The 12,956-nt window shown below is 37.4% G+C and carries 12 protein-coding genes; 7 read left to right on the top strand and 5 right to left on the bottom strand.

Going from position 1 to position 12,956, the window contains the following annotated elements:
• Positions 1-92: 92 nt before the first annotated feature.
• Positions 93-218 carry a DUF6254 family protein gene (locus I5776_RS21340; RefSeq protein WP_246483883.1) on the bottom strand — a complete coding sequence of 42 codons (126 nt, stop codon included), beginning with the start codon at positions 216-218 and terminating at the stop codon, positions 93-95.
• Positions 215-445: a hypothetical protein gene (locus I5776_RS02255; RefSeq protein ID WP_202778774.1), complete on the bottom strand. Its 231-nt coding sequence runs from the start codon at positions 443-445 to the stop codon at positions 215-217. The genes I5776_RS21340 and I5776_RS02255 overlap by 4 nt, the downstream gene beginning before the upstream one ends.
• A gap of 125 nt (positions 446-570) precedes the next feature.
• Between I5776_RS02255 and I5776_RS02260 the strand changes: the two genes are divergently transcribed.
• Positions 571-1,428 (top strand): CvfB family protein, encoded by an 858-nt coding sequence (locus I5776_RS02260; RefSeq protein ID WP_202778775.1) that lies wholly within the window; start codon positions 571-573, stop codon positions 1,426-1,428.
• A gap of 164 nt (positions 1,429-1,592) precedes the next feature.
• A complete protein-coding gene (pepF, locus tag I5776_RS02265) occupies positions 1,593-3,377 on the top strand; it encodes an oligoendopeptidase F (RefSeq protein ID WP_202778776.1) in 1,785 nt (594 codons plus the stop codon).
• Positions 3,378-3,642: 265 nt separating this feature from the next.
• Here the strand turns inward: pepF and I5776_RS02270 are convergent, their stop codons facing one another.
• Positions 3,643-4,419 (bottom strand): class I SAM-dependent methyltransferase, encoded by a 777-nt coding sequence (locus tag I5776_RS02270; RefSeq protein ID WP_202778777.1) that lies wholly within the window; start codon positions 4,417-4,419, stop codon positions 3,643-3,645.
• 323 nt (positions 4,420-4,742) lie between these two features.
• Between I5776_RS02270 and katA the strand changes: the two genes are divergently transcribed.
• Positions 4,743-6,134 carry a catalase KatA gene (gene katA, locus I5776_RS02275; protein ID WP_425490367.1) on the top strand — a complete coding sequence of 464 codons (1,392 nt, stop codon included), beginning with the start codon at positions 4,743-4,745 and terminating at the stop codon, positions 6,132-6,134.
• A gap of 423 nt (positions 6,135-6,557) precedes the next feature.
• The gene (megL, locus tag I5776_RS02280; protein ID WP_202778779.1) at positions 6,558-7,739 is read left to right on the top strand and encodes a methionine gamma-lyase; all 1,182 of its coding nucleotides are present in this window, start codon (positions 6,558-6,560) and stop codon (positions 7,737-7,739) included.
• Between the two features lie 864 nt (positions 7,740-8,603).
• Here megL and I5776_RS02285 read toward each other — a convergent pair.
• Both I5776_RS02285 and I5776_RS02290 read right to left on the bottom strand, forming a co-directional pair.
• On the bottom strand, positions 8,604-9,443 hold the full coding sequence (locus I5776_RS02285; RefSeq protein ID WP_202778780.1) for an aldo/keto reductase: 840 nt from the start codon (positions 9,441-9,443) through the stop codon (positions 8,604-8,606).
• A 49-nt stretch (positions 9,444-9,492) separates the two neighbouring features.
• On the bottom strand, positions 9,493-10,692 hold the full coding sequence (locus tag I5776_RS02290; protein ID WP_202778781.1) for an MFS transporter: 1,200 nt from the start codon (positions 10,690-10,692) through the stop codon (positions 9,493-9,495).
• 186 nt (positions 10,693-10,878) lie between these two features.
• Between I5776_RS02290 and I5776_RS02295 the strand changes: the two genes are divergently transcribed.
• The 3 genes from I5776_RS02295 (at position 10,879) to I5776_RS02305 (ending at position 12,757) form a co-directional block, all read left to right on the top strand.
• Positions 10,879-11,250, top strand: coding sequence for a winged helix-turn-helix transcriptional regulator (locus I5776_RS02295; protein WP_202778782.1), 372 nt, complete (start codon positions 10,879-10,881; stop codon positions 11,248-11,250).
• A gap of 61 nt (positions 11,251-11,311) precedes the next feature.
• Complete coding sequence (locus tag I5776_RS02300; RefSeq protein ID WP_202778783.1) at positions 11,312-12,280, top strand: 2-hydroxyacid dehydrogenase; 969 nt, start codon at positions 11,312-11,314, stop codon at positions 12,278-12,280.
• 12 nt (positions 12,281-12,292) lie between these two features.
• Positions 12,293-12,757, top strand: coding sequence for an NUDIX hydrolase (locus I5776_RS02305; RefSeq protein ID WP_202778784.1), 465 nt, complete (start codon positions 12,293-12,295; stop codon positions 12,755-12,757).
• Positions 12,758-12,956 lie beyond the last annotated feature (199 nt).

Consider the following 12,956-nt stretch of genomic DNA (forward strand, 5'->3'; position numbering starts at 1 on the left):
GCTAAGTTTATTAATCAAACGTTTGATTAAAAATAAGCGAAAGTGCAATTCAACAGGACTTTTTAAGAATGCTCCATGAAAAACATGTCGAATCACTTTCTCTTAGTTGGTGTAACCTCTTCTGCAATTTCCTCAAGTGATTTAATTTTTCCATGAGGGTTTTGTGATTGTTTTCGAACGGTCCATTGTCGTTCTTTCTGTCCTTTTGATTGTGTCATTGTTCTTCCTCGCCTTCTTTGCCAGGTATTTTTCCATCAAACCATTTTGAGAAGCGTTCCATTTCGGGATCAGCTTTTAAAGACGTAACATGAAACGGATTATCCGCCACTTTTTTATCGACTCGAAGTCCCAATTGAGGACCGCCGAATGAGTCATTTTCAATTCCTTCATATTTGGAATCAAAATGAGGATCGGCATTGACATGAATATTCTTCTCTCTGTTCATCGGCATCACTCACTTTAGAATTTTCAAATCTATTTTGCGACTGAAATGGATTCTTTATTCTTAATTGGGGAAAAACAATGTTATAATTACTTCCATACATTTATTGAGGAAAGTAGGATATACATATGACAAGTCTTGAAGCGGGAACGGTAGTAACATTGGATGTGGATCGTGAAGCACCTTTTGGGTATTTTTTAACAAACGGGGAGGAGGATGTGCTCCTTCATGATAGTGAGGTTCCGGATGAGTTTGATCCAGATGAAGCACAGACAGTTTTTTTATTTCAGGATCATCAAGGGAGATTAGCTGCTACCATGACGATTCCGACTGTACAGATTGGAAAATATGATTGGGTTGAGGTCGTTGAAGTGAAGGAATCACTTGGTGTGTTTGTATCAATCGGGATTGTAAAAGACATTCTCGTATCGAAGGATGATCTTCCAGCACTTCATAGCCTTTGGCCGGCAATCGGTGATCGACTGTACTGCTCGTTGAAAACGGATAAAAACGGCCGCTTATTCGGGAAGTTAGCGACTGAGGATGCCATGCGGGCTATAGCTGAGAAAGCAACTAGGAAGGATTTTAATAAAAATATTACTGGCTGGGCATACCGCTTATTGAAAATTGGAACTTTCCTTTTAACAGATGAAAACTATATCGGATTTATTCATGAAACACAACGTAAACAAGAACCGCGTCTAGGACAAAAAGTGGAAGGACGGATTATTGATGTGAAAGAAGACGGCACGATCAATGTATCACTTCTTAGCCGTGGTCATGAAGCATTAGATGAAGATGCGGAAAAGGTTTTTTCCTATTTGCAAAGCCGCGGTGGAAAAATGCCTTATTGGGATAAAAGCAACCCAGAAGACATCACAGCTCGTTTCGACATGAGCAAAGCTGCTTTCAAACGTGCATTAGGCAGATTGATGAAAGAAGGAAAGATTTATCAAGAAGATGGATGGAGTTTTATAAAAGAATAATTCACCCGATGTAAAGGCAAATCATTTGATTTGTCTTTTTTAAAACAAGTGAACAAAAAATAGGAAAATGTACTTACGAAAAATTCTAACTATTTGAATTGTTATCGGTTATAGTAAATAGTATCAAACGTAAAAAGATTTACGAGAAATAAGGGAGTGTTTTGATGAATACCTATGCATCAAGAAGTGATGTGCCAGAGGGTGAAAAGTGGAAATTGGAGGATCTTTACCCTTCTATCGAAGCGTGGGAAGCAGATGTACAAGAGATCGGACATATGGCAGAAGGATTAAAGAAATACGATGGGAATATCCATAATGGCCAAACCTTATTATCCTATTTATCAAAAAACGAAAAGGTATCCTTTTTATTTAACAAAGTAGCTGCCTATGCAATGTTACAAGTAGATATTGATACACGTGATTCATTTGCCCAATCACTACAAGATCGGACAAAGCAACTAGGTGTAAAATTAAGTGCGGCAACTTCTTTTTTTATGCCATTTCTATTAAATTTAGAAGAAGCAACGTTAAAAAAGTATATCGATGAAGAAGAAGGATTAAATTATTTTGAAAGAGACTTATTTGAAGCCTATCGCTATAAAGCACATGTGTTAACAAAGGAGAAAGAAGAAGTCATTTCTCAATTAGGGGAAGCACTTTCATCACCTAGTCATACATATAGCATGATAAATAATGCCGATATCAAATTTGGAGATGTGACAAATGAAGACGGAGAAAAAGTTGAACTGACACGTGGGATGTACTCCAAACTGATTGAAAATAAGGATCGGGACAAACGTAGGGAAGCATATAAGGCTTATTACCAACCGTATGTTCAATTAAAGAATTCGATTGCGTCTACTTTAGCGGCAGCTGTGAAAAATAATGTTACGATTGCACGGATACGTAATTATCCATCCGCATTGGAAAAGGCGTTGTTTAGCGATTTTGTTCCAAAGGAAGTATACGAAAATTTAATTGCAACGACTAAAGAACATTTAGCACCTATGCATCGCTACTCTCAAATACGTAAGGAAATGCTCGGTGTAGAGGAACTTCGTCAATTTGATTTATCTGTTCCTTTAGTGGAGGGAGTTGAACAAGACATCTGCTTTGAACAAGCATATGCTACGATGCTTAAGGCGTTGTCACCGCTAGGGGAAGAGTATACGAGAACACTGGAGTCATTTAAAGATGCGAGGTACATTGATGTAAGGGAGACACCCGGAAAACGTACAGGCGCCTATAATTTAGGTGTATATGGCGTGCATCCATTTGTCTTATTAAATCATCATGATGACTTAAACAGCTTATTTACACTCGTGCATGAAATGGGTCATGCGATGCACAGTCACTTCTCACATAAAACTCAACCACAAATTACAGCGAAGTATAGCATTTTTGTGGCGGAAGTTGCATCAACAGTAAATGAAGTATTGCTTATTCACTATTTGCTTGAACAAGTAAATGATGAAAAAATGCGGAAATACTTGCTTAATCATTTTATTGATAAATTTAAAGGTACGCTATTTACACAGGTGATGTTTGCCGAGTTTGAAAAAATTACTCATGAAAAAGCAGAAAATGGGCAACCATTAAATGCAAATGTGTTCAGTGAGATCTATGAATCGTTATTTCGGGAATATAATGGAGATGGTGTTGTTTTTGATGATGAGGTGAAATATGGTTGGTCGAGAATTCCACACTTCTATCGGCCATTTTACGTTTATAAATATGCAACCGGATTTGCATCTGCTATCCATTTAGCGGATCGAATTTTAAAAGGTGACCAAGAAACATTAGCATCCTATCTTGAATTTTTGAAAAGTGGGAGTTCGGCTTATCCGCTTGAGTTACTGAAGAAAACAGGTGTCGACTTAACATCCCCAGAACCGATTCAAAATGCGTTGAAGCAATTCGGTGAATTGGTGGAGGAATTTGCGAAGTAGCATTATGACCAAATCGTTTACTGATTTGGTCTTTTTGTGTTAAATCATTTTTTGTGAAAGTGAAACGGACACTAGTTCCGCTATCTATGACAAAATGGGCTAATTCCTAATGTTCACGGACATGAGATCCGCTATATCGAAAAAAAGCAGTGATTTCCTTGTGTTTTTCGTAAATAGCGTACCCAGTGTCCTTTTAAACCCTAAATTAGCTCGCTTTTTAAAAATAAGGGATTTGGTGTCCGCTAAAAATTAGTCAGTTATTAGTCTAGTACTTATCCGCTTTCCAAATCGTCCAACGATCTTTTTCAACAATTGGTTGATGGTCCGGAAACTTTTCCTCAAGATAATCAATTAGGTCTTGCAATTGATTATCATTTAGCTCATGTAGGATGGAGCGGCCAGTTCGATTTATTAGATCATTAAAAAGTTCCTGCTTAGTCCCGTACTTCCTTCTTGTTTCCCACAAAGTATGTTCAGTAACTGTGTCAAATCCTGTATGCTTTAATGCTTTATGAACCTTCTTAGCTGAATGTCTTCGTGAGATATCCTTTTCTATTAGCTGTGGATATTTTGCAAAAAAGTACCCTCTAATATGTTCAGAGCTTCCATCTACTAAGCAATCATCTGGTGTACGATCTTGAATAATACAGGTGCCGCCTTGTTTTAATAAGCGAAAAATTTCTTTGAAAGAAGGTTCAATGTCTTCTAGATGATGAATAACGGCACGTATTAGCACGATATCGTATTGTTCACTAGGCAATTCCGTTTGCGACGCGTTGCCCAACTTGAAATCAATATTTTTATAGGTTTGCAAATTAACTTTTGCCGCGGAAAGAATCTTTTTGGAAAAATCTAAGGCAGTTATATGTGATGCCCCCATTTCAGCTAGGGCTTTTGAGTAAATCCCTCCACCACAACCGATATCAAGCACACTTTTTCCTTTAATATCACATATTTTCTTAATAAATTGTATCCAAGATGTATCCGCTTCTCTTCTTGCGTAGGTGAATTGGTCATTTGGATTCTGAAAATTGATTGGCATCGTCAATCCCTCCCTGTTCTTGTTTTTAGAGTATCCCTTAACATCCGATTAGTAAATTTTATTATTTTTATAGATACCCATAAGTATTTGTTATTTTGGACATAATTTTTGTGCGGATGAATAACATGTGTAGTGGGACAGAGAGAGATAATTATTTAGTATTTCTTACTAAATTATAATTATTATAAAAAAGGATTGATTTTATTTTAATAAGTGTTATTATAGTTTCATAGTCAAAATAACTTGATGAGGTGATTTGATTGAGTACAAATAAAAAGCTTACGACAAGTTGGGGTGCACCAGTAGGAGATAATCAAAATTCAATGACAGCCGGCTCCCGCGGACCAACATTAATTCAAGATGTACATTTGCTAGAAAAATTAGCTCATTTTAATAGAGAACGTGTACCGGAACGTGTTGTTCATGCCAAAGGGGCGGGTGCACACGGATATTTTGAAGTAACAAATGATGTTTCACAATATACAAAAGCAAAAGTATTTAATGGTGTGGGTAAACGTACACCATTATTCATCCGCTTCTCAACAGTAGCTGGTGAAAATGGTTCTTCTGATACAGTTCGTGATCCTCGTGGCTTTGCAGTTAAATTTTATACAGAGGATGGAAACTACGATATCGTAGGGAATAATACCCCTGTTTTCTTTATTCGTGATGCAATCAAATTCCCTGATTTCATTCATACGCAAAAACGTGATCCTCAAACACATTTAAAAAACCCAACAGCGATTTGGGATTTCTGGTCATTATCACCCGAATCTTTACATCAGGTCACGATTTTGATGTCTGACCGTGGAATACCTGCAACATTCCGCCATATGCATGGATATGGCAGCCATACATTTAAATGGGTAAATGAAGATGGAGAAGGGGCATGGATTAAATATCACTTTAGAACTGAACAAGGCGTGAAAAACTTATCACCAGATTTAGCGACTAAATTAGCAGGTGAAAATCCTGATTATCATACGGAAGATTTATTTAATGCGATTGAAAAAGGCGACTTCCCAGAATGGAAGTTATATGTACAAATTATGCCTCTAGAGGACGCCAATACGTATCGCTTTGATCCATTTGATGTGACGAAGGTATGGTCACAAAAAGACTATCCATTAATTGAAGTCGGTCGAATGGTGCTTGATCGTAATCCAGAAAACTATTTTGCAGAAGTCGAACAAGCGACATTCTCACCTGGAACATTAGTACCTGGTGTTGATGTATCACCAGATAAGATGTTACAAGGACGTTTATTTGCATATGCCGATGCCCATCGTTACCGTGTAGGCGCGAATCATAATCAATTACCAATCAACCGTCCAAAAAATGAAGTGAATAACTATCAACGCGATGGTCAAATGCGTTTCGGAAATAATGGCGGAGGCTCTGTATATTACGAACCAAATAGTTTCGATGGTCCGGCGGAGTCACCAGAAGATAAACAAGCTGCTTATGCCGTTTCTGGATATGCAGATGCTGTTTCTTATGACGAATTCGACCATTACACTCAAGCGGGTGATTTATATCGATTGTTAAGTGAGGAAGAGCGTACTCGCTTAGTCGCAAATATCGTTGATGCAATGAAGCCTGTGGAAATAGAAGATATTAAGCTTCGTCAAGTTCAACATTTTTATAAAGCAGATCCAGAGTACGGGACTCGTATAGCTGAAGGTCTAGGATTACCTTTACCTCAAGAAGTTTAATAGCATTTTAAAAATAGTAATATAGCAATTCTCAATTTAATTCTCAAATTCTCAGGTTAGAGTAGGTATCCGTTCGCAGGCGGGTACCTATTTTTAAACAGTGCATATTTATATAAGGTGACGGAATAAAAAAATGTCAAAGTTCGTTGGATAAAAGGAGTGTTCGAATATGTTAAACAAAACGATTTGTCCTATATGTCATACTAAAATAAAATACTTGAAGCATAGTATCCTTTGCAAATGTGGGATGAAATGTAAAACCAAAAAGACAATTGCTTAGATATAAATGATCAGTTGAATAAACCAACCAAAACATAATCTTATCAAAGTCCACTCCTTCCAAGTTGTGAAAACGCTTCCATTATTTTTTTGATTAGCATATGATAGATATATAGCTTCATATTTTTAGGGGAGGTTACACGAATGGGGAAGCAAAAGAGGTTTGAAACAGAGGTTATTCATAATGGATATGATTCGCTGCAGCATCAAGGCAGCCTTGTTCCGCCGCTATTTCAAACGTCCACCTTTACTTTTCCGTCTGCGGAAGAAGGAGAACGTAGATTTGCGGGAGAGTCGGAGGGGTATATTTATTCACGTTTAGGAAATCCAACCGTAAAAGTACTTGAGGAGAGAATGGCTGCCTTGGAAAAAGGGGAGGTGGCACTTGCCTTTGGATCAGGAATGGCTGCAGTTTCTGCAACCCTATTTTACTTAACGAAAACTGGTGATCACATTCTTTGTTCGGAAGGAATATATGGCTGTACATTTGGGTTGCTGCAATTAATGAATAAGAAACATCAAATTCAGCATGATCTTATCCATTTTGCCGATGAAGAAACGGTTCGCGCAGCGATTCGCGATAATACAACCTGTATTTATATTGAAACACCGATTAATCCGACGATGAAGCTCGTAGATTTAGAGATGGTTTCTCGGGTTGCAAAGGAAAAAGGCATCCCGGTCGTCGTTGATAATACGTTCTGTTCTCCGTACTTACAGCAGCCATTAACTTTAGGATGTGATTATGTCATCCATAGTGCAACGAAATATATTGGCGGGCACGGTGATGTAATTGCAGGGATTGTCGTTGGCAGAAGAGAAGAAATGGGAGAAATGGCAATGACAACGCTGAAGGATATTGGGGGAATCATTAGCCCCTTCGATGCATGGCTTCTCATTAGAGGGTTAAAAACATTACCAGTAAGGTTGGATCGCCATTGTGAAAATGCGAAAAAAATAGCAGTCCAATTAAAACAGCATCCGAAAGTAAAGATGATGTATTTTCCAGGGGATCCGGATTTTCCACAATATGAGCTAGCTAAGCGTCAAATGAGATATCCCGGGGGAATGATTAGCTTTGAAATTGATGGAACGAAGGAAGAGGCGCAAGCGTTTTTAAATCATTGTCAACTAATTAAAATTGCCGTTAGTTTAGGTGATTCAGAATCACTTATCCAGCATCCGGCGACTATGACACATGCTGTTGTACCTGAAAAGGAACGTTTGGCAATGGGAATTACGGACCAACTCATTCGTCTGTCTGTAGGCCTCGAAGCGTGGGAAGATATTTGGGAGGATTTACAGCAAGCGTTGGATCGGTTGTGAAATAGCTAAAAGAAGCAGAGCAGAACGGGTTCACTTTTGAGGTGCAAACATTGTAAAACACATAGGAAAACGCACTTGAATTCACACTATGATTCACAGTGCGTTTTTTACTGATTTATCAACATTTTGGTGAATTTTAATTGTTAATTGTTTCCTAAATCACATAGTAAAAACACGGAGTATGAAATAATTATTGGAGGGTGTGTGAGTTTTTTTGTGATTTAGTATGTGGATTATGTTGCGATTACAGGGGTTGTTGGATTTAATTTTAATGGGTAAATTTCACGGGCACACAGATTCCTACATGATTAGCGGTCTTAGAAGACCCCACAGATGCATTTTTACCTCGCGAAGGCTACCTGAAATGTATCCAAATGAGGTTAACTAGATTTCTTACCTTAATTGAAGAAACCAGTGATATTTAATAAGCGGAGATTTTCCGCTTAAACTACAGAATAGAGTCCTAGTTCAGGGATATAAGCGGAGATTTTCCGGTTAGGCAAAGAAAAAATACTCATTTTTACGTTTTTCGAGTCAATAGGCGGAATTTCTCCGTCTATTAGGTCATTTTCAGTGAAATTTATTAATTAAGGGAAATTTCTCCGCTTATTTTTCAAACTTGCTAGGGCATATACTGAACTTATACAACTGGTTTAGTAAAATAAAAAAAAGGCATGGGATATTTGTATCCCCACACCTTTTTGACTGTGCAATATACTGTGAATTGCGTTGTGAAATGTATGTGATTAGGTTTGTGATTAGCGTTTTGCACCTAACAAGTGAACCCGTTATCCTAGGAATTGCTCTGCTTTTCTATTGCAATTTGTCCGCATATGGATAATAGATTACTTAAACTCAAGCTTTTTAGAAATCAAAATTATCGGGATCTGGACCCACTCGATGGTTTTCATTTAAACGATCAATTTGTTTCATATCATCGGCTGATAATTCAAAATCAAAGATGGTAGAGTTTTCAATGATTCGGTGCTCCTTTGTTGATTTAGGTATTATTACAATACCATTTTGCAAATCCCAGCGTAAAATCACTTGGGCGACTGATTTTTTATACTTTGTTCCTATTTCTTGTAATGTAGAATTATCTAGTAACTGGCCTTGCATTAAAGGTGACCAAGCTTCCAACTGAATATGATGTTGCTTGCAAAATGCGTGAAGTTCTTTTTGGGATAAACGCGGGTGCAGTTCCACTTGGTTCACCATTGGTTTAATTTCTGCATTCTCCATTAAGTTTTGCAGATGATGAATTTGGAAGTTGCTTACACCGATTGCTTTAATCTTTCCTTCTTTATAAAGTGTTTCTAATGCTTTCCAAGAACCTTTATATTTTCCCTCAACAGGCCAGTGAATAAGATAAAGGTCTAAATAATCTAATCCAAGTTTAGTTAGACTTGTATTAAATGCTTCAAGTGTTTTTTCGTATCCTAAGTCCGCATTCCAAACTTTGGATGTAACAAATAATTCTTCGCGAGATATACCGGCTGCTTTTAATCCTTCACGAATTCCGGTGCCAACACCTTCTTCATTTTCATATACAGCAGCCGTATCGATACTACGATATCCATTTTTGATTGCAGCTGAAACTGAATGAATGGTGTCATCATTTGGTACTTTAAATACACCAAGTCCTATCCAAGGCATTTTTACACCATTATGCAATGTTGTTGTATCTTGTAAATTTTTTATCATTTTAAATAACCTCCTACAATATGTTGAAAAAATTATGAATCAATTTGTTTTAGTGAATGATATTTCTTTGATCTTTTCTTTCTAGCGTGCGACTAATTCCAGTGAGAATTACCGCACCTACAACCATTAATGATCCTATCCAAGCGGTGTGAATGATTCCCATGGAATGAATGATGATGCCTCCCAAATAAGAGCCAATTGCTATCCCTGCATTAAATGCAGCAATATTAATTGCTGATGCGACATCAATTGCAGATGGCACAAATCGTTCAGCCAACATGACTACATAAACTTGTAGGCCGGGTACATTCATGAAAGCTAATAATCCCATAAAAAGAATAGTTATTAATCCAGCTAGTTTATTTGGTGCTGTGAATGTTAATACAAAAAGAACGACAGCTTGAACAATAAACATATAGAATAATGCACCAATGGGGTTTCGATTGGATAATTTTCCGCCGATCATGTTACCAATGGCAATCATAATTCCGTAAATTAGTAAAATGGCAGCAACAGTACCTTCCTTAAATCCGGTAATTTCTTGTAATAATGGAGAAAGATAAGTAAAGACAACAAATGTTCCTCCATACCCTAAGGCAGTAATTATAAATAACAAAAGTAGACGACTATTGGTAACTAATTTAAGTTGATCACGAAAGCTTGTCCGAGTAACGGATTTTCTTAAATCAGATGGTATTAAAATGCTGTTTGCGATAAAAGCAATTACACCGACGATAATTATTACAATGAAGGCGATTCTCCATCCGAATTGTTGACCAATAAATGTACCAAATGGAACACCAGTTACTGTTGCAACCGTAAGTCCTGTAAACATAATAGAAATTGCACTTGCCCTGCGGTTTTCAGGTACTAAATCAGCTGCAATGGTCGAACCGATAGACATAAATACACCATGTGAAAATGCTGAAATAACCCTTGCAATTAGCAATACAACAATAGTAGTAGCACAGCATGCAATGCTATTGCCGATGATAAAAACAACCATAATCCAAAGTAATAAGGCTTTCCGAGGCATCCTTGAGGTAAAAGCTGTAAGGATTGGTGCTCCGAAAGTAACGCCTAATGCATATAATGAAACAGTTAAACCTGCGGTCGTAACAGGAATGTGTAAATCATCCGCAATAAGTGGCAATAACCCCACACTTATAAATTCAGTTGTACCAATCGCAAATGCACTTACTGCTAGAGCTAATAGTGCGAATGTACTTCTTCTTTTATCTAGTGACACAATTCTCTCCTCCTCTATATAAAAAGTGAATGAAAACACAAATATGTGTGTGAATAGAAAAAATTAACCGGCAAATGATATTATGAGATATATTGACCGTAATGAAAAGTACGCACTTTTTTGTAATATAGATACTAAAAGGTAATATAGGCACTTAAAAGTACCTATAAGATGAGGAGGATTACAATGCAGAAAAAGAAATACAATATATCCGTTGAAGCAACATTAGAAGTGATTGGCGGGAAGTGGAAATGTGTGATTCTTTGCCATTTAACACATGGGAAGAAGCGAACGAGTGAATTAAAACGGTTGATGCCAAATATTACACAAAAGATGTTGACGCAGCAATTAAGAGAACTGGAGGAGGATGGCGTTATCAATCGCATCGTATATCAACAAATCCCTCCAAAAGTGGAATATGAGCTAAGTGAATATGGACGGAGTTTAGAAGGTATATTGAATGCTTTATGTGATTGGGGTGAAAAACATATTACGAAGGTGTATGGGGACACATTTTCCGTGCTGGAAGAAAATATTTTAAATGATCATTTAAAATGATAAAGGAAAATTCCATTTGTTTCTAGAAGGTATGAAGGATACATCAAATGGGGTGTGATTAATGAAACCAAAAATATATATTACTCGTAAAATACCACAAGTTATTTATGATCAATTTACTGAGATTGCAGATGTTCGCATGTGGGAAGAAGCAGAGATTCCAGTCCCTCGGGAAATTCTATTACAGGAAGTTCGTGCAATCGATGGTTTATTGTGTCTTCTAACAGAAACAATCGATGAAGAAGTAATCCGACAGGCAACGAAGTTAAAAATTATCAGTAATATGGCTGTAGGATTTAATAATATTGATGTTTCATTTGCTAAGAAACAAGGCGTGATTGTGACAAATACACCGGGAGTGCTCACTGAAACGACTGCGGATCTTACTTTTGCATTAATGATGGCGACGGCAAGAAGAATAGTCGAAGCATCCGATTATTTACGGAATGGTGAATGGAAAACATGGTCACCGATGCAACTAACTGGTCGGGACATTTATGGTGCCACGCTCGGTATAATTGGTATGGGAAGGATCGGACAGGCACTTGCTAGAAGAGCAAAAGGGTTTAAAATGAACATACTTTATTATAATCGTGCGCGTAAGCTAGAAGTAGAAAAGGAATTAGGTATTGAATACTGTGATTTTGAAACTCTTCTTCGCCGATCCGATTTTGTTAGCCTATTACTACCGTATAGTTCAGAGGTCCATCACTTAATTGGTGAAAATGAATTTAAACTGATGAAAGAGACCGCAATTTTAATTAACACTGCACGGGGTGGAATTGTTGATGAAACTGCTTTATATCATGCATTGAAAAACGGCGAATTATGGGCTGCAGGCTTAGATGTTTTTGAAAGTGAACCGATTGATTTAGAGTCACCGCTGTTATCATTGCCGAATGTGGTGACCCTTCCTCATATTGGAAGTGCAAGTGAAGCGACAAGATTAAAAATGGCTGAAATCGCAGCCAATAATATCATTCAAGTGTTAAAAGGCGGCCAGCCGCTAACACCTGTGAAAATAAAATAAAGAGGTTGGACGATGGGATATATTGAAGAACTACGAAAGCTTGTTGGAACAAGACCATTAAATTTAGTAGGGTCTGTTGTTGTTATGGTGGATGATAAAGGGAAGATTTTGTTACAGCAAAGGAAGTTTCCAAAAGAATCATGGGGGCTTCCCGGAGGGTTGATGGAGTTAGGAGAATCAACGGAGGAAACAGCGCGGCGGGAAGTGTATGAGGAGACGAGATTGGTCGTCGAAGATTTGCAGCTTATTAATGTGTACTCGGGTAAAAATTATTATATGAAGGCGGCTAACGGAGATGAATTCTACTCAGTTACTATTGCCTATTATTCAACAACCTTTCATGGAGAAATGCAAGCGGATAAAACGGAAATTAATGACTGCTTATTTATAGACCCACATCAATTACCGGAGAAAATTGTCAGAAGTCATCGAGAAATTATTGAGGAGTATTTATGTTTAAGTAAAAAGCTATATTAAAGTAAAAAGCTGAATTTGCAACTAAGTTGATTTGAGAGTGAGTACCTGCAGCGGAAATCAACATCCAAGTTTAATGTAGCCAATTAAAAAAGGAGCTACTAAGCCTCAAGTCTGAACGATTATTCATTCTAAAGTGCATTGTTGGAAGAATGTCCACTCCTATATGATGTATATATAAAGAAGGGAAAGGACGATATGC

Source organism: Heyndrickxia vini (assembly GCF_016772275.1).
Lineage (GTDB): Bacteria > Bacillota > Bacilli > Bacillales > Bacillaceae_C > Heyndrickxia > Heyndrickxia vini.

Bases quoted from the DNA above. Each gene is read 5' to 3' on its own strand.
- I5776_RS02260 (WP_202778775.1), top strand. From the start codon at position 571: ATGACAAGTCTTGAAGCGGGAACGGTAGTAACATTGGATGTGGATCGT.
- I5776_RS02300 (WP_202778783.1), top strand. From the start codon at position 11,312: ATGAAACCAAAAATATATATTACTCGTAAAATACCACAAGTTATTTAT.
- katA (WP_425490367.1), top strand. From the start codon at position 4,743: ATGACAGCCGGCTCCCGCGGACCAACATTAATTCAAGATGTACATTTG.
- I5776_RS02295 (WP_202778782.1), top strand. From the start codon at position 10,879: ATGCAGAAAAAGAAATACAATATATCCGTTGAAGCAACATTAGAAGTG.
- pepF (WP_202778776.1), top strand. From the start codon at position 1,593: ATGAATACCTATGCATCAAGAAGTGATGTGCCAGAGGGTGAAAAGTGG.
- I5776_RS02285 (WP_202778780.1), bottom strand. From the start codon at position 9,443: ATGATAAAAAATTTACAAGATACAACAACATTGCATAATGGTGTAAAA.
- I5776_RS02305 (WP_202778784.1), top strand. From the start codon at position 12,293: ATGGGATATATTGAAGAACTACGAAAGCTTGTTGGAACAAGACCATTA.
- I5776_RS02255 (WP_202778774.1), bottom strand. From the start codon at position 445: ATGAACAGAGAGAAGAATATTCATGTCAATGCCGATCCTCATTTTGAT.
- I5776_RS02270 (WP_202778777.1), bottom strand. From the start codon at position 4,419: ATGCCAATCAATTTTCAGAATCCAAATGACCAATTCACCTACGCAAGA.
- megL (WP_202778779.1), top strand. From the start codon at position 6,558: ATGGGGAAGCAAAAGAGGTTTGAAACAGAGGTTATTCATAATGGATAT.
- I5776_RS21340 (WP_246483883.1), bottom strand. From the start codon at position 218: ATGACACAATCAAAAGGACAGAAAGAACGACAATGGACCGTTCGAAAA.